18 protein-coding genes and 1 pseudogene are annotated in these 17,942 nt (G+C 42.4%); 2 read left to right on the forward strand and 17 right to left on the reverse strand.

Annotated elements, in window-relative coordinates; genetic code table 11:
- Positions 1-20: 20 nt before the first annotated feature.
- The 3 genes from Dia5BBH33_RS04950 to mraZ all read right to left on the reverse strand — a co-directional run bounded on the left by Dia5BBH33_RS04950 (position 21) and on the right by mraZ (position 1,861).
- The gene (locus tag Dia5BBH33_RS04950; protein ID WP_108849715.1) at positions 21-392 is read right to left on the reverse strand and encodes an FtsB/FtsL family cell division protein; all 372 of its coding nucleotides are present in this window, start codon (positions 390-392) and stop codon (positions 21-23) included.
- 73 nt (positions 393-465) lie between these two features.
- A complete protein-coding gene (gene rsmH / locus Dia5BBH33_RS04955) occupies positions 466-1,407 on the reverse strand; it encodes a 16S rRNA (cytosine(1402)-N(4))-methyltransferase RsmH (protein ID WP_144269406.1) in 942 nt (313 codons plus the stop codon).
- A gap of 22 nt (positions 1,408-1,429) precedes the next feature.
- Complete coding sequence (gene mraZ / locus Dia5BBH33_RS04960; protein WP_232518098.1) at positions 1,430-1,861, reverse strand: division/cell wall cluster transcriptional repressor MraZ; 432 nt, start codon at positions 1,859-1,861, stop codon at positions 1,430-1,432.
- Positions 1,862-2,586: 725 nt separating this feature from the next.
- Between mraZ and Dia5BBH33_RS04965 the strand changes: the two genes are divergently transcribed.
- Positions 2,587-2,901 carry a transposase family protein gene (locus tag Dia5BBH33_RS04965; protein WP_143332505.1) on the forward strand — a complete coding sequence of 105 codons (315 nt, stop codon included), beginning with the start codon at positions 2,587-2,589 and terminating at the stop codon, positions 2,899-2,901.
- 26 nt (positions 2,902-2,927) lie between these two features.
- The gene (locus tag Dia5BBH33_RS04970; protein ID WP_143332506.1) at positions 2,928-3,716 is read left to right on the forward strand and encodes a transposase; all 789 of its coding nucleotides are present in this window, start codon (positions 2,928-2,930) and stop codon (positions 3,714-3,716) included.
- Here the strand turns inward: Dia5BBH33_RS04970 and Dia5BBH33_RS04975 are convergent.
- The 14 genes and pseudogenes from Dia5BBH33_RS04975 to Dia5BBH33_RS05040 all read right to left on the reverse strand — a co-directional run bounded on the left by Dia5BBH33_RS04975 (position 3,692) and on the right by Dia5BBH33_RS05040 (position 17,728).
- Positions 3,692-5,287, reverse strand: a pseudogene (locus Dia5BBH33_RS04975) (IS1182 family transposase). The gene Dia5BBH33_RS04970 and the pseudogene Dia5BBH33_RS04975 sit on opposite strands and share 25 nt — an antisense overlap.
- Positions 5,288-5,411: 124 nt before the next feature.
- Positions 5,412-6,311, reverse strand: a complete 900-nt coding sequence (locus Dia5BBH33_RS04980) for a glutamate--tRNA ligase family protein (protein WP_232518099.1) — start codon at positions 6,309-6,311, stop codon at positions 5,412-5,414.
- Positions 6,312-6,357: 46 nt separating this feature from the next.
- Positions 6,358-9,285, reverse strand: coding sequence for an insulinase family protein (locus Dia5BBH33_RS04985; protein WP_143332507.1), 2,928 nt, complete (start codon positions 9,283-9,285; stop codon positions 6,358-6,360).
- A 121-nt stretch (positions 9,286-9,406) separates the two neighbouring features.
- Positions 9,407-10,639: an aspartate kinase gene (locus Dia5BBH33_RS04990; RefSeq protein ID WP_022382500.1), complete on the reverse strand. Its 1,233-nt coding sequence runs from the start codon at positions 10,637-10,639 to the stop codon at positions 9,407-9,409.
- Positions 10,640-10,847: 208 nt separating this feature from the next.
- Positions 10,848-11,396, reverse strand: coding sequence for a cob(I)yrinic acid a,c-diamide adenosyltransferase (gene cobO / locus Dia5BBH33_RS04995; protein ID WP_022382501.1), 549 nt, complete (start codon positions 11,394-11,396; stop codon positions 10,848-10,850).
- Between the two features lie 59 nt (positions 11,397-11,455).
- Positions 11,456-12,832 carry a cobyrinate a,c-diamide synthase gene (locus Dia5BBH33_RS05000; RefSeq protein WP_143332508.1) on the reverse strand — a complete coding sequence of 459 codons (1,377 nt, stop codon included), beginning with the start codon at positions 12,830-12,832 and terminating at the stop codon, positions 11,456-11,458.
- Positions 12,832-13,545: a precorrin-2 C(20)-methyltransferase gene (gene cobI / locus Dia5BBH33_RS05005; RefSeq protein WP_022382503.1), complete on the reverse strand. Its 714-nt coding sequence runs from the start codon at positions 13,543-13,545 to the stop codon at positions 12,832-12,834. Before cobI ends, Dia5BBH33_RS05000 begins: the two co-directional genes overlap by 1 nt.
- A gap of 48 nt (positions 13,546-13,593) precedes the next feature.
- On the reverse strand, positions 13,594-14,361 hold the full coding sequence (locus Dia5BBH33_RS05010; RefSeq protein WP_232518100.1) for an energy transducer TonB: 768 nt from the start codon (positions 14,359-14,361) through the stop codon (positions 13,594-13,596).
- 19 nt (positions 14,362-14,380) lie between these two features.
- A complete protein-coding gene (locus Dia5BBH33_RS05015) occupies positions 14,381-14,785 on the reverse strand; it encodes an ExbD/TolR family protein (protein ID WP_022382505.1) in 405 nt (134 codons plus the stop codon).
- 2 nt (positions 14,786-14,787) lie between these two features.
- Positions 14,788-15,390 (reverse strand): MotA/TolQ/ExbB proton channel family protein, encoded by a 603-nt coding sequence (locus Dia5BBH33_RS05020; protein ID WP_108849710.1) that lies wholly within the window; start codon positions 15,388-15,390, stop codon positions 14,788-14,790.
- Between the two features lie 206 nt (positions 15,391-15,596).
- On the reverse strand, positions 15,597-15,938 hold the full coding sequence (locus Dia5BBH33_RS05025; protein ID WP_143332509.1) for a hypothetical protein: 342 nt from the start codon (positions 15,936-15,938) through the stop codon (positions 15,597-15,599).
- A gap of 82 nt (positions 15,939-16,020) precedes the next feature.
- The gene (gene radC / locus Dia5BBH33_RS05030; protein ID WP_108849709.1) at positions 16,021-16,707 is read right to left on the reverse strand and encodes a RadC family protein; all 687 of its coding nucleotides are present in this window, start codon (positions 16,705-16,707) and stop codon (positions 16,021-16,023) included.
- Between the two features lie 133 nt (positions 16,708-16,840).
- Positions 16,841-17,104, reverse strand: a complete 264-nt coding sequence (locus Dia5BBH33_RS05035; protein ID WP_022382509.1) for a DUF4321 domain-containing protein — start codon at positions 17,102-17,104, stop codon at positions 16,841-16,843.
- A 33-nt stretch (positions 17,105-17,137) separates the two neighbouring features.
- On the reverse strand, positions 17,138-17,728 hold the full coding sequence (locus Dia5BBH33_RS05040; RefSeq protein ID WP_143332510.1) for a hypothetical protein: 591 nt from the start codon (positions 17,726-17,728) through the stop codon (positions 17,138-17,140).
- Positions 17,729-17,942: the final 214 nt, after the last annotated feature.

Genomic DNA, 17,942 nt, shown 5'->3' on the forward strand with positions numbered 1-17,942 from the left:
TCAACTATCTCTTGCTGTATTCAGCCCTGGCGCACTTCAACACCATCCTCGTGCCCGTAAAGTGCATGCGCAGGCAGTCTCATTCCCAAATTTAATTCCGCAATCTTCTGTATTCTGACAGGAGCTTCAAGTTTTGATACTTCCAGCTTTAAAACTGCATTGCTTTTTGTCATTTCCATAACAGCACTGCGAGATTCAAGCATCACATGCTCTTCCTGCGCATTGATTCCCTGGAGGAACAGCATAAGAACAACCGGCATAATCAGCATCAATGCTGCATAGAAAACTCTTTTTATCTGAAGGGAGAATAATGTATCACGTTCACTGCTGCGCCCTATACCTGCATCACTTACAGAATAATCGGCAGCTGCAGTATAACCAAATCTGACCATTTGTGCATTTTGATATAACATAGTACATCTCTCCCCCGTAAAAACAACGCATCAAGAGCAATGCGTAAGAAAATTACTCATCCGCTAACTTTTCAACAACTCTTAAAACAGCACTTCTTGCACGCGGATTATGTTCAAGTTCTTCCTTTGACGGCTTAATTGCCTTCGATACCGATTTGACAACAGCCTTATGCCCGCAAACACAAACAGGCAGATCCGGAGGACAAATGCAGCCTCTCTCCATATCTTTGAAAGTTCTTTTTATAATTCTGTCTTCAAGTGACTGGAATGTGATAACACCTAATCTCCCCCCTGGTAAAAGATGTTCCACACAATCTTCCATTGTCTGTTTCAATATTCCTAATTCATTATTGACTTCTATTCGAATAGCCTGAAATGTTCTTTTGGCCGGATGAGGCCCTATCCGTCTGGCATTTGCCGGAATGGCAGCCTTGATGATATTGACCAGTTCCTCTGTCGTTTCAATCGGCTTCTCTTCCCTGAATCTGCATATAAACTCAGCGATTCTGTTTGCCCAGCGCTCTTCCCCATATTCCCATATGATTTTTTTCAGCTGACTCTGCTCGTAAGTATTGACTACTTCATAAGCAGTCAAGGGATTGTCCTGATTCATCCTCATATCCAGACGGCCGTTGTTCATGTAGGAAAACCCACGTGAACCGTCATCGAGCTGGTGTGAAGATACACCGAGATCGAACACAAAACCATTGACTTTAGAAATCCCCAGATTATCTAATATGTTATTTATATTCGAAAAATTATCATGAACCAGTTTTACACTGCACTTGGCACCTTTCAGTCTTTCGCCGGCTGCTTCTATTGCCTCTTCATCCTGATCAACCCCGATTAAAAGGCCGTCTGGCGAAAGCCGTTCTATCAATGCCAGCGAATGGCCGCCGCCGCCAAGAGTGCAGTCGACGTATATCCCCTCTGGGTCTGTTACTATCAGATTGATCATCTCATTGAGCAGGACAGTAACATGTTGAAACTCCATCATAAACTCCTTTTCTGCTTCATTAGAGATCGAAATTCAGTGGCAGATCCAAAGAATCAGCAATCTCAGCAACAGATTCTTCTCCGTTTTCGTCCGCATCCAGCAATTCCGGATCCCAAATCTCTATAATTGCCCCGGTTCCTATGATGCAGACATCTTTTTTAAGCTGAGCAAATTCACGTAGATGCGAAGGAATTAAAATGCGTCCCTGCCTGTCACAAGATACTTCAGTACCTCTGCCAATCAAATGGCGCATAATTTTTCTTACTTTCTGATTTGTAAATGGGAGTTTCTGCAGCTTTGCTATTAATGAATCCCATTTTTCTTTTGGATATATGCATAAGCACTGATCCAATCCGGGGGCCAGGATAAAAACGTTGCCAAGTTCTTCTCTAAATTTGGTAGGAAGAATCATACGTCCTTTTGAATCAATCGTATGTGAGTATTCATTCATGAACATATTCTCTTCCACCTCCCCCATATTTACCCACATTCTACCACAAATCCCCACTTTTACACAATTAAAATGTTCATAATATGCAAATAATATAAGACAGCGGCATCATATGCGGCATTTGACGCATGCAGAAAATAATTACCGGGCAAGCCAAACGCCGGTCTTTCCACCTGCATGAATAACTGCTTCTCCTGAAGCAGTTCACCAGTGCCATCATTAGTTTTGATATTAATTTCCGGGTTTCCTTATCAAAATTCCGTCTTCACGGCTAAATGCACAAAAAAAGGGCTGTGACAAAATGGTTAATCATTTTGTTGCAGCCTCTTTTTTGCGTCTTTATTTCATCATTTTTAGCTCTGCTGTAAGCCTTTTACGTAAAAATGCGCATAAGCCCCCTTACCCCCATAAGACTTTTAATTATATTGTCTTAGGCGGCAATCCTTATACGCATTATTTTGGTTCTTCACGCTTTTTTGTGGGATAAAAATAATAACATATAAAATTGGCATTGAAAAAGAGCATTATCTACTCCAAAATGTAAGTTGCCTAAAACTACGCACGGAGGTCGAATAATGCTCTTTTATTACCATAATGAAATCACTTTTAATTGTCAATATTATCGCACAGAAAATATCATTAACCATCCAAATCCTCATTGCCATACCCGAGTTACCAGTCTACGGACTGCCAGAGATTTTTCCTGTCCGCACTGTCACTCCCGTATGTATAGTTATGGGGCTTTTTCTGTACTCATCAAGGATTTTCCAGATCTTCCTAAGCAAAAGAAGTATATAGAGTTCTCGGGGCACAGATTCCGCTGCACATCCTGCGGGGAGACCATAACGGAAGATATCCCCTGCCAATGCCCTTTCACACGCGTTACTTGGGATATGGCCTTGTGGATTATCCATCTGCTTAAGTGTCATACATTCATTTCTGCCATTTCGGCCATGCTCTCTGTACATTGGAGTACCATACAGAAAATACAAAAGCATATCATGGATAAGGCGTTGGCTGCCTTTGAAACCTGCGCCTGAAGAAAAGTAACTATCGCCCACGGTATTTGGCCGTAGATGAGTTCGCTATCCATAAGGGCCATCGCTATGCCACCTGCGTTATGGATTTGGAAACGGGATTCATCTTGTGGGCCGGCCTGGGCCGCTCCATGGCAGATTTTGAGCACTTCTTTAAGAGCATTGACCTTTCGCTTCTTTCCAGGCTAAAAGCGGTGGCCATGGATATGAACGCATCCTTTAACAGGCTGTTCCAGAAATATTGTCCGAAGGTCCCCATCGTTTATGACCGGTACCATATGCAGGCACAGTTTGGGCGTGATGTTATGGGAGCCGTGCGCCTGGAGGAAGCACAAAAGCATAGGCAGGAAGCAGAAGCATTAAAGGAATATACGAAAGAAACTAATAATCCAGAGCTCCAGAAGATGGCCAGGGAAAAGAGCCATGAAGAAAGGAAGCTTTATACCGAATTAAAGAAATCCCGATGGATACTGTTAAAGAAGGACGACCACCTGAATGAAAGGCAGAAAACTCATCTGTTGGATATCCTGAGCGAGCATAGGGATTTGGCGATTTGTTATGCCATGAAGCAGGAGATGACTCGTCTGTTCACATTGACTGACTATGAAGAAGCTCTCGCCGGATGGACAAAATGGATTCAGGCTGGACTGGCTGCTCATGCCCTGTATCCTATCAATACGGGGAAGCCTGAAGGATTCAATAATAAGATCAAGGTACTAAAAAGAATCGGATATGGGTACCGAAACATGGATTATTTCTTTACCCTTATCCGATTCCATTCTTTACCTAAAAATTATTCATCCCCCAAATTTCCGTGAAGAGCCATTATTTTTGTGATGTATTTCCTTAAATTATAGCCAAGTGCTACCAGGTATAACTCGGCTTTTACAGAATCTATCCTTTTTCTGACGATTCTTTTGTACCATCTGTCATGTTTCATGATTCCAAAAGTTCCTTCAGCCTGGATTGACCGGTTCATTCTTAGCAGGGCTCCATGGATGCTTTCCAGATTATCCTGAACCTCCTGGTACATGTTATTCCGTTCTCTGCTCAATGAGATTCTTCTGTTCTTCGGGGTCTTTTTACATTGCTCTCATTGCTCTGCCAGCGGGCATCCTTGGCAGTCTTCGCATTCAAATACTTCCTCCTGCCTGCCGTATAAGTTCCCTCTGACCAGATGTCTATAGATAAATTTGAAAGCCCTGTCATTTGGACAACGGATGGTTCCATTCTCATCAACTCTAAAGTTTATTGGCCGAAACGGATTGGTATGGTATTTCTTGTCTTTCGTTTCTTTCTTGTACATGGGGAATTTCATATACTTTTCCATACCGTGCTGCTCGCAATAGATGTAATTGTTGAAAGATCCATATCCTGCATCTGCCACAGGATACTTAGGATAAGCCCCATAGACTTCGTGGAATTCCTCCATCAGCGGTACGAAGCAATCCATATCTGAACAATACTGGTTAACATCAATTACGGCAATAAATTCATCGGCAACACCTATTTGGACATTGTATGCAGGCAGAAGCTGATCATTTCCCATGTAGTCCGACTTGATTCGCATGAATGTTGCATCCGTATCGGTCTTCGAGTAACTGTTTCTGGAAGTACCGCATATCTGTATCTTCTCAACATATTCTTCAAGTTTTGATGTATATGCCTTAAGCTGCTCATACTTGCGTTGATGATCGGACTTGCGATGCCCGCTTCCATGAACAAAGGCCGTCTCATCAATCTGCCAGATTTCTTTTAATTTATCCAATACCAGACGCAGATAGTCCGGAGCGTATTCTGTATTGATGTTTACACTCATATGGTCATACTTAAGATCATCATTGAGTAACTCAAAAAGGCTGGTAATCTTGGCAAAAAGCTTGTAGCGGGATTTTTCAGCGGATTTCTTCCATACCCAGCTGTATTTATTTGCGTTCGCTTCAAACTTGGAACCGTCAATATATATATGCTGCAAATCCACGTTGAGTTTGCCGCAGAGTTCTTTCGTAATTGAATAAAAGATATCCTTGAGAGAATACTTAAGAAAGCCCTTCACGAAATGACAGAATGTCCGATAGGATGGGGCTTCATAATTCATCAGGTACATATATCTGATGTTAACCCTGCAATTATCTTCAAGTTTTCTAAAAGAGCAATATCCTTCTTCTGCGAAACCATAGATGATCGTTTTCAGCATGTTGACGGGATTATACCTGGGTCTGCCAGCGCCACGCGTCGGTATGTAACGAAGGTACTTTTTAAGATCGATTTCCTCCATAAATCTGTCATACATTAAAACAGGATCATCGACATTGAGAATCTCAGAGGGAAACATTGGCAAAATGCCTTGTTCTGCGGTAAAATGATTGCTAGTGTTGTTATTTTTCATTGCAAAAAAATTATAACACGAAAGGCTCTGCCCCGGACCAAATGATCCGGGGCAGAGCCTTTTTTATTGGGATGAATTTTGTCACATCCCCCTAAAAATACGTTCATCTCAAAATATTCATTTTTTAAAAAGGAACTGTTATTGAATCTTTTGTGAGATTTCTGCAGGTGTTAAAATCGACATTCCGAAGAGCCTCAGAAGCAGACATCCTGCACTTGTGACCGGTTTCCCCCGCCAGATACAGTAAGAATCCTATGATTTCTTCTGCTGTAGTACCACTTTCTCTTAACTCTTTAACCGAAATCCCATGCTGCCTTTTAGAAAGACGGATTCCCTGCTGATCGACTAAAAGCGGCAGGTGTGCATATGCCGGAGGAGTGTATCCCATTTTACGCATCAATAGGATTTGGTAAAAAGTGGAATCCATTAAATCGTTTCCCCGAAACACATGAGTGATTCCCATGGCGCCATCATCTTGTGAAACAGCAAGCTGATACGCAAACATCCCGTCAGCTCTTTTTACGACAAAATCATCAAAGCCGGCTCTTAAATGTTTTGACTGCTTTCCTTTCAGCAGATCCGTAAATTCTATCCTGCAATCGTCCACCTTAAATCTGAGTGAAGGAGCCTTTGTCTGGACGGCTCTCTCCTGTTCTGTCAGATTTCGGCAATGGCCGTCATACGAGGATACTGCCTCATTAGCATGCGGTGCTGAACTGATTGCGTGAAGCCTTGCACGGGAGCAGAAGCAAGGGTACAACTCCCCCTGCTTCAGAAGGTCCCTGCAGGTTTCCTCGTAGAGATGTGTACGCTGGCTCTGTATCGTATCTCCATAAGAGAAGCTATGGCCAGGGCCCTCATCAAAATCCAGTCCCAGCCAGGAAAGATCGTCTAAAATTCCTTGTATATAGGACGGCTTGCTTCTTTGCTTATCTATATCTTCAATCCTTAAAACAATTTTGCCCTTATTCTGCCGGGTCCACAACCAGTTCAAGAGTGCGATCCAGATATTTCCCAGATGCATGAAACCGGTCGGGCTCGGAGCAAATCTCGTTCTTACCTGCATATGATCAGTCTGGAAGGGACAGGATTTTATCAAATACATCTGCATCCTGATGAATCTTTTCTTCATTTCCCATTACGCAGATACTGGAGTGATCAATAACGCTCTGAAGCAAAGGCGCAAGTTTCCTGATATCTTCTACTGTGCAGTTGACGATTTCATCATTGACTTTTCTGCGGTTTTCAACAGAATTGCCATTCAAATAATGAAGCATTGCGCGTTCGCCCTTCATTGACGGGGTAAGCTGTATTTCATCTGCAGCCATCGTGCCAATTACGTATTTTGTCATTTCCCTGTCTGATAATTCGAGCGTGCGGATATATTCAGGAAGGTTCTTGTATGTTTCAAGGGTCTGTTTTAAATTCGGATCTCTGTAAGAACATAAAATCGCAGTACCATCACTTAAAAACTGGGTAAATGCACCATATGCTCCGCCCTGGACGCGAACCTTCTTCCATAAATATTCATAGCGCAGAATGGTTTCCATAACCCGGAGAGCGCCAGTATAATTGAACCCGTATTTGCGGAAATCTCCGCCTTCGCCAACATACTGGACTTTTCCGGAAGTTAAGAATGCCTCGTTCTTGTTTCCTTCGGCAAAATCAAAGGTGTGCTTCTGATAAACATTTCCATCCGGAAGATCATCGGCAATTTCATATAAATGATCCTTGACCGCGCTTACCTCGCCGGACTCTCCAATCGTTTCTATAAACAGATTTGATTTTGCAAAAATAATCTTTGCAACTTCTGCCAGCCTGCGGACAATCTCATCAGAATTTGCATCAAAATCGCGAACCAGGTCTGACAGGAAATAGTAGTAACTCAATGCAAGCTGTTCGGCAAATGCACCGGCTTTAGAGAAATAAGAAGAAAGTCTTGTCATAACCAGTGAGCTTCCACGGCTGAACACGCTCATATCCCATTCCGATTTTTCCTGAAGAAGAATCTCTCTCAATCTTGCGGTATCTTCGAAAGAAGTATGGCAGAGAACTTCACCAATGAGTCCCATCAGCTTGTCGACATTCGATGTCAGAGCTTTTCCCCGGATGGCAAAAACAGGGGTATAATCTGCGGAATTATCATACCTGCTGTATGCACTGACATTGAACCCAAGTCCTCCGGTATAAGCATTGGACAGTCTGGATAATTCAGCATAGCTATGTTTATCAGTATTCATGCTGCATAATATCGACGTCAGTAGATTAGCATACGGAATATCTTCTTCCTTCAATCCGTACAGTGTAAAGAAGATATTCAAATAAGTGATACCCATTGTGTTGACTTCATAATGGAAATGACGGATACCATTCAGGTCTTCTTCAATAAGGCTGTCATCTTCGATTTCACGTTTAAGGTCTTTTCTTGAAAGAAGCGGAATTGTCTTTAAAGCTCCTTCCGTTTCCATCGAAGCCTGTCTTTCCTTCAGGGCTTTTGTCGATTCGACGATTTCTTCAAGCTGTTCGTGGGAGAGAGAGCTCTTGAAGGCAGCCAGTTTCTCTGCTGTCTCCTTATTTTTCTTTTCTGTCAGACCACGTTCAGGTTTCATTGTAATCAGTACCTGGTGCGTGTTCTTGATAACGTATTTTAAAAGCAGATTTTCAAAATATCCTTTATCCAGATTATTTCTAAGTTCCTTGATATCATCAATGTACTTAAGAGCCTGCATGGGGTCTCTGTCATACAGCCAGAGATCCATTGCTCTCACTCCATACAGAAGTCCTTTCGGTTTTCCCTGGAAATCATTCTCACGCAGGATGAACTCTGTGCGGTTGAGTGCTGCTTCAAGCATATTCCTGTCAATTCCATCAAGGGCAAGATTCCTTAAGACAAGATCGACAGTTGAAATAAACTTCTCTCTCTTATCAATTTCTGAACCAGTTACTTCGATTGTCCATACCGGCTGTTTATAGCTGTCTCCATACGCACTAGATACATCATTCCCGATTCCTGCGTCCAAAACTGCTTTCTTTAATGGAGCTCCATCCATATCTACCAGAACATAGCTCAGGATTTTGAATGCGAGAGACTCTTCCGTAGTTATATGGTCATTAAGTGCAATATATAATGCATGAATAGTCTTCTTCTCAAGGCTTTCATTTTCAGAAATGCCGAATGGCGCCTCAACAATCTTTCTTTTCGGAAGCGGGGATTGAGTTTTGACAGCGGAATAGACATTCCTTGCGTCAAAATGGCTCAGATATTCCTGGTCGATGAATTTCAGTGTCTCATCGATATCCATGTCGCCATAAAGATAAATATAGCTGTTGGATGGATGATAGAATCTGCGATGGAATTCACTGAACTCCCTGAATGATAATGTAGGAATGACTTCAGGATCCCCGCCGGATTCTACTCCGTATGTCGTATCGGGAAACAGTTCCTCCATCGCCTTGTCTTCCATGATTGCTTCCGGAGATGAAAGAGCGCCCTTCATTTCATTATAAACAACGCCATTATAGGTCAACGGCGCATCCACATTATCCAATTCGTAATGCCAGCCTTCCTGCATAAGGATCTGAGGATTTTTAAGGCAGTCCGGATAGAAAACGGCATCCAGATAAACGTCCATAAGGTTATGGAAATCCTTATCATTTCTGCTGGCGATCGGGTACATCGTTTTATCCGGCCAGGTTATAGCATTTAAAAATGTATTTAAAGATCCCTTAGCCAGTTCTACGAATGGTTCCTTAAGAGGAAACTTTCTGGAACCGCAGAGTGTAGAGTGTTCCATGATATGCGGAGTTCCCTTGGAATTATCCGGTGTCGTGCGGAAGCTGATAAAGAAAACCTTATTATCATCGTTATTTGCGAGATAGAGAAGTCTGGCTCCGCTCTTCTCATGCTGCATCAAATATGCATCGGAATCCACTTCCTGTATATGTGATAGATTTGTAACACGGAAGCCGTGTATTATATCTCCATTATTGAATTTCATAGGCCTCTCCTTTAATCAAAAATTTATAAATATCGTATTTAAAAGCAAATCATTGGAATAGATTCATAAATAGAAAAAGCGCAGGGACGAGACCTGTGCTTTTGTCTATTAATGGAACAGTTTATCTGCCTTCTCCTGCCGTGAAGAATTCATCATGAATAGCCTGTACTGCTTTATCGAGATCCTTACGCAAAATAAGGCAGGAAATACTGATTTCTGAAGTACTTACAATATCAATATTGACACCTGCACGGCCCAAAGCGCCAAACATGCGGGCAGCGACACCCGGGCGGCCGAGCATTCCGGCACCAACAACGGATACCTTTGCTGTATCATCATCATAAATCACTTCTTCGACTTTTCCTTCATCTCTCATTGCATCCAAAACTCTCTTTGCATCAGAGAGATCGGCGTCGTCAATTGTGAAAATGATATCCGTTTTATCATCGTTAGAATTTCTGACACTTTGAACAATCATATCTACGGTGATATTGTTTTCAGCCAGTACAGAGAAAATTTTGTAAGCAACTCCTGGAATATTTCTTAATCCAAGAACAGCAATTCTTGCAGCATGAGCGTCTTGTGCTACGCCTCTTACGGTGTCATCTCTGGTTTCCATTGTACATACCTCCCGAATTATGGTGCCTTCTTCATCTGTGAACGTAGACCTTACATGGATCGGAATATGGTACTTCATTCCCAGTTCTACGCTTCTTGGCTGCATGACTCCGGCGCCAAGCCTTGCCATTTCAAGCATCTCAGTATTGGTAATTTCTTTCATTTTTATAGTTCCGGTTACATGTCTCGGATCAGCAGAGTATACACCGTCAACATCTGTGAAAATCTCGCACATATCGGCATGCATGGCTCCGGCGAGCGCAACGGCAGTAGCATCACTTCCGCCTCTGCCTAATGTAGCGATATCACCGTTTGGCATCATTCCCTGGAATCCTGCGACAATCACTATATTGCCGGCTTCCAGTTCCTTAAACACCCTGTCCGGTTTAACGTCGTCAATTGTAGCTTTTCCATAACCGCCGCCTGCAACTATGCCTGCCTGCGGGCCAGTTAAGGAAATAGCTGGAACCCCGAGTTTCTTAAATGTCATTGCCATTAATGCAATTGACACTTGTTCACCTGTAGAGAGAAGCATATCCCGTTCTCTGGCATAGTTCACATCAGAAACCTTTGCTGCCAAATCTAATAAGTCATCCGTGCTGTCACCCATAGCAGAAACAACAATAACGATTTTATCACCAGGTTTCCTATCACGAAGCACACGATTTGCTATATTAAGCATTTTTTCCGGAGTCGCGACTGAACTTCCGCCGAATTTCTTTACATAAAGTGCCATATACATCCCTCATTGAATAAACAAATGTACCTACAACTTACAAAATTTTATCATGCCAGTACAAACATGTAAAGAAGATAACTGATATTGCCCGCCTTCACTGTATCAGCTTAAAATCCGCAACGTTTATATTACGAGCTTTTTATTATTTCATGATTACGAGCTTTTTATTATTTCATGATTACGGATACTTATATTGCAGAAGGATTTAGAATTCAATTCCCTTCCGGGCCCGGATTCCTTTCTGGAACGCATGCTTAACCAAGGTCATTTCCGTAACGGTATCAGCAGCATCTATAAGTTTGGGCTCAGCATACCGTCCTGTAAGGATGACATTCAGACGCTCCGGTTTATTGTTTAATAATTCGAGAACTTCATCTACATTGAGCATTCCGAAATGGATTGCATAATTGATCTCATCCAGAACAATCAAATCCCAATTGCCGCTTTCAAATTCCCGGCGCACCATGTCCCAGCCTTCCTTAGCCAAAGCCTTTTTCTTCTGGAAAGTCTCTTCATCCTCTTCCTGATTATGGAAGACAAATCCATCTCCCATCTGGCGTATTTCAATCCGCTGATCCAGCTTATTTAAAGCCTGGATGGCATTAAGCTCTCCATACTTCCAGCCGCCTTTTATGAACTGGAGAATCAGAACTTTCTGTCCATCTCCCCATGCACGGATAGCAGTTCCCAGAGCGGCTGTCGTTTTCCCCTTGCCGTTCCCTGTATTAATAAGTATAAGGCCCTTGTTTTCCATATATTCTCCTCTAAATTGACTATTATCAATTCTATATATTTTCGTACATGAACCAGCTTTTACAAATGAGTCTTTTTATAAGACAAGCATGATTTTATGAAATGATCGGCTGCCTTAGGGTTTCCCTCGAAAGAAATGTGCAGGTAGCTTGCAAGAACATTATCCTTGCTGTAGCCCTCCAAGTGCGGAGTACTCTGACGCGTTCCCTGAAGTTCATATGCATCCGGGTAATCCTCATCTTTGGTGATCATTGAGAAGTGGAATTCATGTCCTCTCAATTGATCCCCCTTCCTGGCAGCAATGCTGTCTTTAAGGGCAGTGGCAGTCACGTAACCCACACGCTGCAGGTTCTTGCCCATTTTACAAACCCCGGGAATAATGCCTGCTGTATCAAAAGCGTTCCCGTCAAAATCAACAATTTGACGGCATAAGTACATTAAACCGCCGCATTCTGCGTAAATAGGCATCCCCTTTGATGCAGCCTCTCTGATCGACTGCTTCATGCTTTCATTTTCCTGAAGCTTTTCCAAAAACATTTCCGGGAAACCACCGCCAAAAATCAGTCCGTCGACATCAGGAATGCTGCTGTCTTCCAGCGGGCTGAAATCGATGAGCTCGGCTCCCATGCTCTCTAATTTTTCTAAGCTGGATGGATAATAAAACGAAAATGCTGCATCCCTGGCAACGCCGATTTTCACAATTTTATGGTTCTCTTCTGCATTCTTATCATCGTCAATATCAAGATCCGGTGAAGAATTGGCGATAGCAAGAATCTGATCCATATCAATGTATCGGCTGGCAGCCTTTCCGATATCTTCAATCAGCTGGCTCGTTTCAATTTCAGTAACCGGCGTCAGACCGAGGTGCCTTTCCGGTGTCTTAAGATGATCATCCCTATGGAAAGCGCCGACAACCGGCATATTTATTTTTTCCATAACTTCCCTGACCATGGCTTCATGCCTGTCAGATCCAAGTTTGTTCAAAATAACGCCGGCAATATTTGCTGTCTTATCATATTCTCTGAATCCCAATGCTGTGGCCGCAATGCTGTATCCGACTGATTTGCAGTCCAGAACAAGGATGATCGGGGCCTTAAGTCTCTTTGCTATATCGGCAGTAGAACTTACTCCATTAGCCCCTCCATCATACAGGCCCATGACGCCTTCTATAATTGAGATATCAGCCCCGTCTGACAACTTTGTGAAGTTTTCCTGAAGATATTCTTCCGGAACCATCCATGTATCAAGATTATAAGAATCTCGGCCGGCTGCCTTTGAATGGAAGCCTGGATCTATGTAATCCGGTCCTACCTTAAATGGCTGCACCGAAAGTCCTTTTTGACGAAGTGCCGCTAAAAGGCCTACGACAATCGTTGTTTTTCCGACACCGCTGTTGGTGCCGGCAATTACCAGCCTGGGACGGTTAAATGCTGTCATTAGTCCTCATCTCTCTTCGCAATAATTGTACTAAGATAATTAGGTTTATAATCAGCCGGCAGACTGTCCAGGTCTCTCTGGATAATTTCATCAGGAAGTCCTGCGCGGGAAACCATGACAGATCTCTTCATCATATGGTGTTTCCTTAATTCTTCCTGTACATAAGCAAAATTCTTATATACCTTCATAATAACGGCGTTATCTGCGGCAGACAGTGCTGCATCAAACTTTTCCGGCGAAGCTGTAGCCGGAATAATCAATACATTTTCTTCCCATTCCGTTAGAGGCTGGTTGATATAAGAAGCAATTCCTAAAAATGCAGGGATTCCGGGGATTGTTTCAATGGAATATTTATCTGAATCTCTGAATTCGTTAAAAATATACATGTACGTGCTGTAGAGCATCGGATCTCCCAGCGTGAGGAATACTAAATTTTTCCCCTCATCCAGCTTTTGCGCAATAATTTTACGATTTTCTTTCCACTGGGCATTAACCGCTTCCATATCATTGCTCATCTGGAATACCATTGGCAGAATTTCAACATTTTCCGGAATATATTTCCTGGCGATATTATAAGCAACAGACCCATCCTTTTTCTCAGTTTTCGGGGTGATGATAATATCCGCATTCTTAATCGTTTCCACTGCTTTTACTGTAAGCAGTCCCGGATCTCCAGGACCTACACCGATTCCAAATAATTTCCCTGTCTTCATAATAACTCCTCCTAAATATTTTTAATTATAAAAACCCTGTCTTAAATTTTAACGCAAATTGAAGATTATAGGAACTCTGGATCTTGATTGAACCGGAATTCCATTTTGCCTGGCTGGAACAAATCTCCAATTTTGGACAGATTGGACAGCAGCGCTATCCAGCGATGAGTTTCCTGACGACTGCTCAACCCAGGCCGAAGAAACACTTCCGTCCGCTTCTATGATAAATCCGACAACAGTAGTGCCGGAAATCCCGGCAGACCTTGCCGCAGATGGATAAACCGGTTCTTCCCTTGATAAGATTTGAGGCCCTTCTGTAACGCCTCCGCCAGAACCTTCTCCATTGCCATTTCCAATGCCATCACCAGAGCCGGAGCCGGTCCCGCTTCCGTAGCCAGTCCCAGTACCATCGCCAGAGCCTGAACCAGTCCCATTTCCTGAGCCAGATCCCTGGGCACTGCCATCTGCAGCGCCTGATCCGCCTGTGCTGGTATTTATGTTTTGTGAATACTCATTATTATCTTCATAAGATGCCATATCGCTGCTCACTGCTGATGAATCCTTCGATTCCCCTCCCGGTAATTGATTTACATTCACTGTATCTGATTTTGAAACAGACGAGCCATGTCCGGAACCGGAACCTGCGCCTCCCGAAGCACCTGCAGTCGTATCCACGAGATCCACCTCAATAGGACTACTCTCCGGCAGAGAAGCCTTGAAAAAGCTTCCGGCCGCCACCAAAAACGCTATGAGGAATACATGGAAAAGGATTGACTCAAAAACAGCCATGGACCATTTGTGATTTATATTATGCATAAACCGATCCTTTTTTGAATTAATTTGAATCAGTAGCTATGCTGATTCTATGGATTCCCAGTGCTTTCAGCTGATCAAGGACAAAAACGAAATCTCCATGCTGGGAATTCTTGTCCGCTCTAAGTAAAACCTTAACATCATGGTTCCTGCTCATTTCTATTTCCATCCTGTGCTTAAAAGCTGCTTTTGAAACAGGCTCTTTCTCAACAAAAATTGTCCCGTCTTCTGCAATGCTGACAGGAAGTTCCTCTGTCGTTTCAATGACAGCCGTCGAAGCCTGCGGCAGGTTTAGGCCGATGGACCTTTGTGTAACCATGCTGAGCATACTCATCATGAAAAATACCAAGAGGAAAAAGATGATATCTATCATAGGTATAATCATTATCTTGGGCTTTTTTTCATTTTCGAATCGTTCTAATCTCATCCTTACCTCCCTTTCATAAAGGAAAGGTACAATGAATCCAGTGTTTCAATTTGAACGATAAATTCGCTGACCTTTTGGGAAAGATATGTATATGCAAGAAGAGATAATATAGCTACAAACAATCCCGTTCCTGTGCACACCAATGCTTCTGCGACACCACCTGTAATGGCAAAAGGCTGCCCTTGAGCAGTAGAAAGAACATTAAAAGATTCGACCATGCCAATAACGGTTCCAAGAAGACCCATCAATGGAGACAGTGTAACAATGGTATCCAGATAATTCAGATATTTCCTTAATTCGCCGACAGCCCTTGATGAAGCTCCTTCTATCAATTCATTCTGGTCAGCTTTCAGATGTATGCATTTGACTCCGTCCAATATAACCGAAGCCGGAATGCCGCCATCTTTTGCCAAAGCATCTGCCAGTTCATCAAACTTGCCGCCCGGGATATACTCCCGAAGCATTCCCGTGATAAGCTGCGTATCCGATCTGCACTTTTTATAGTAATTGAACCGCTCGATAAAAATAGCAACAACCGCAATGGATGCTATAACCAGCGGATACATCATAAATCCGCCTGCCCTGAAAAGATGCCAAAATTCCATATATTTTCCCTGCCTTTAAATAATATAATTAGATACATATTAACGTTTTATTAAGATTATCATCTTATTGTGCTCAAGTCAATCTTGTATCGGCCTGCATGACCTTCACCAATAAAAACTTTATCATTATAGCAATAAAATAAAGCCGCAGGTTCCATACCCACGGCTTTTATTCCTGACTATTCCAGATCTGAACGTTGAAAATCTTAATACCCGTTTACCTGGCTGACTACACGGAAGTTTCCTACGTCAAATGCTTTGCAGATTACATTGAAAAACGGGCCTGTCAGCATTGTTCTGTAAATTTCCGACTTAGCAATCAGCATAAGATGACTGCCATCGTAGGTAACTCTGATTAAGCCATTATTTATATATTTTTCGAAATCCTTCTCTGCCATTTCTTTTTTCAGCTTTTCAAGAGCTTTTCTTGTTTCGCCTTCCTGATATTCAGGTCTTTCCATGACTGGCAGGAAGCGTACTTCATAAATCTTATCATTATAGCCCTTAGATTCAGCGGAATACCTCTTGCCGTTTTCCATTTCTTCCATTCTAATTCCTCCTCATGATGAACGTATTTACTACCTCAATATTATAGCATTGTACTCCGCTATATTCCAAGGCTGTTAATAATCAGATGAACCCCCGTTCATTGAGACTCACATAGATGCCATCCCCTATGATGACATGATCCAGCAATTCCATTTCCATCAATTCAGCCGCTTCCTTAAAGCGCCTCGTAACGTTGATATCCTCATCCGATGGTTCAGGCGAGCCGGAGGGATGATTATGAAGAATGATTAATCCGTGTGCTTTATACCGGATAGCCCACTTCATTGCTTCCTTGATATCAACAGATACTGCATCCAGGCTTCCCTGCGAAATTACTTTGTATCCCAGTAATTTATTTTTAACATTCAAGAATGAAACGATAAACTTTTCCTGTGTTTCATGACGAAGCTTCTCCATGAAATACCTGGAAACTTTCTGCGGTGAATTAAAATCAATAAGTTCAATCTTCTTGTGACGATACGCCAGCCTCCGCCCGAGTTCTATTGCTGCACATATCGTTACTGCCTTATCTTTTCCAATGCCATTAACTTCAATCAAGTCACGCCAATTAAGATCATCAAAGAAGTCGATGCCGTCCTGCTCTTTCGCTTCCAAGAAGTCTACTACTTCCTGGGCCACTTCCGTCACGGCTCTCCCCCGTGTTCCTGTGCGGATGAGAATTGACACCAAATCGACAAGACTTACATTCGTAGACTCTGCAAAACGTTCTCTTGGCCGGTCCTCCGGACGCATATCCTTGATCTTCATAAAAACACTCCATTTCGCTGCACATGGCCGGTAATGCTTTCTCCATACCTCAGAGCCATAAAAAACCAAATGAACTATTTAAATTCAGGGAACTAGAAAGGAACGCTGTGAACCTTATTATAAAATCTTCTCTTTATAATTTCTTGTATACATACAGTGATGCGAGAATGCTGAGCACTGTAATCAGATTCAGCACAATCTTTATGCCGAAATGAAGCTGCATAATAAACAGATTGAGCGATATATTCTCAATATTTAGAATGGTAAAAGACTGCGTCAGATACGGATACTGAGAAAAATAAGCACCCGCCGTCAGCATATGATTGACCGCTTCGCTCAGCAGAATTCCTGTGAATATACACAGGACCAGTGGCGCCCTTGCGCCAATAACCTTCATTCTTCTATAACTCCTCTCCTAAAATAAATTCAATTAAAAGCTAGTTCCCATTGAAATCTTTCCTTCTACACGGTCTGCCAGGGCCTTCCCTGTTGCATCGTCCGTTCTGTACTGATAGATGACTCTCCAAACAACACCCTGGTAGGTAAAAATATATTCTCTTACACTTAGATCGGTAGTCCTGCTTTTATCAGTTTCAGCAAATGTAAAATTCAAAACATTGGCTTTAGTATCGCCCAGGGAAAACGTTTTATTTTCTACTTTCAAACGGCTGACAGACGGGTTGTTTTGTAAAATAGCCGGTGCTTCCTTCACCAGTTTTTCTTCATTCTCATCACTGGAGACCTGATTGCCGGTAACTAAAATCTGAAGGTGCTCATTATGCCCTTCTGCACTCACTTTTTCTTCACCGCGGCCGACAAGATCTACCTGCTTTCCTTCCGAAATGATTTCAAACGGCGTTGATAATGTAATTGTACTATTTTCACAATGAACCCTGTTCTTGCCAAAAATAAACTCATCATCAAGGCTCTCTTTTCCGCACCCGGCAAGGCTGAGACCTATAGCAGACAATAAAACGACCATCAGGACAGCAGATAATTTTGATTTAAGAAATTTAACCATATTGACTCATCACTTTCCATATATATTTTTACATTTATGCAGATATGCAGATTTATCAGTTATGCCTTAGAACATCCTTGCATTTGATTTTATCCTGACATACTTTTAATATTATAACATATGTAAGCCTGTAAGCCTTGCCAAATGTGTAACTTATAAGATTTTGAAAACCCATATGCACTTGAAATATTCATTCATCTGCTGATTTTACATA

Source organism: Dialister hominis (assembly GCF_007164725.1).
In the GTDB taxonomy this organism is placed as follows: Bacteria; Bacillota; Negativicutes; order Veillonellales; family Dialisteraceae; genus Dialister; species Dialister hominis.

Coding starts and splice junctions, on each gene's coding strand:
- Dia5BBH33_RS04990 (WP_022382500.1), bottom strand. CDS start 10,639: ATGGCACTTTATGTAAAGAAATTCGGCGGAAGTTCAGTCGCGACTCCG.
- rsmH (WP_144269406.1), bottom strand. CDS start 1,407: ATGGAGTTTCAACATGTTACTGTCCTGCTCAATGAGATGATCAATCTG.
- radC (WP_108849709.1), bottom strand. CDS start 16,707: ATGAAGATCAAGGATATGCGTCCGGAGGACCGGCCAAGAGAACGTTTT.
- Dia5BBH33_RS04950 (WP_108849715.1), bottom strand. CDS start 392: ATGGTCAGATTTGGTTATACTGCAGCTGCCGATTATTCTGTAAGTGAT.
- Dia5BBH33_RS05025 (WP_143332509.1), bottom strand. CDS start 15,938: ATGGAAGAAATGGAAAACGGCAAGAGGTATTCCGCTGAATCTAAGGGC.
- Dia5BBH33_RS05020 (WP_108849710.1), bottom strand. CDS start 15,390: ATGGAATTTTGGCATCTTTTCAGGGCAGGCGGATTTATGATGTATCCG.
- Dia5BBH33_RS04980 (WP_232518099.1), bottom strand. CDS start 6,311: ATGCATCTGGGAAATATCTGGATCGCACTCTTGAACTGGTTGTGGACC.
- Dia5BBH33_RS05015 (WP_022382505.1), bottom strand. CDS start 14,785: ATGAGATTAGAACGATTCGAAAATGAAAAAAAGCCCAAGATAATGATT.
- cobI (WP_022382503.1), bottom strand. CDS start 13,545: ATGAAGACAGGGAAATTATTTGGAATCGGTGTAGGTCCTGGAGATCCG.
- cobO (WP_022382501.1), bottom strand. CDS start 11,396: ATGGAAAACAAGGGCCTTATACTTATTAATACAGGGAACGGCAAGGGG.
- Dia5BBH33_RS05000 (WP_143332508.1), bottom strand. CDS start 12,832: ATGACAGCATTTAACCGTCCCAGGCTGGTAATTGCCGGCACCAACAGC.
- Dia5BBH33_RS05035 (WP_022382509.1), bottom strand. CDS start 17,104: ATGAAGGTTATTGGCGCAAGGGCGCCACTGGTCCTGTGTATATTCACA.
- Dia5BBH33_RS04965 (WP_143332505.1), top strand. CDS start 2,587: ATGTATAGTTATGGGGCTTTTTCTGTACTCATCAAGGATTTTCCAGAT.
- Dia5BBH33_RS05010 (WP_232518100.1), bottom strand. CDS start 14,361: ATGCATAATATAAATCACAAATGGTCCATGGCTGTTTTTGAGTCAATC.
- Dia5BBH33_RS04985 (WP_143332507.1), bottom strand. CDS start 9,285: ATGAAATTCAATAATGGAGATATAATACACGGCTTCCGTGTTACAAAT.
- mraZ (WP_232518098.1), bottom strand. CDS start 1,861: ATGAATGAATACTCACATACGATTGATTCAAAAGGACGTATGATTCTT.
- Dia5BBH33_RS05040 (WP_143332510.1), bottom strand. CDS start 17,728: ATGGTTAAATTTCTTAAATCAAAATTATCTGCTGTCCTGATGGTCGTT.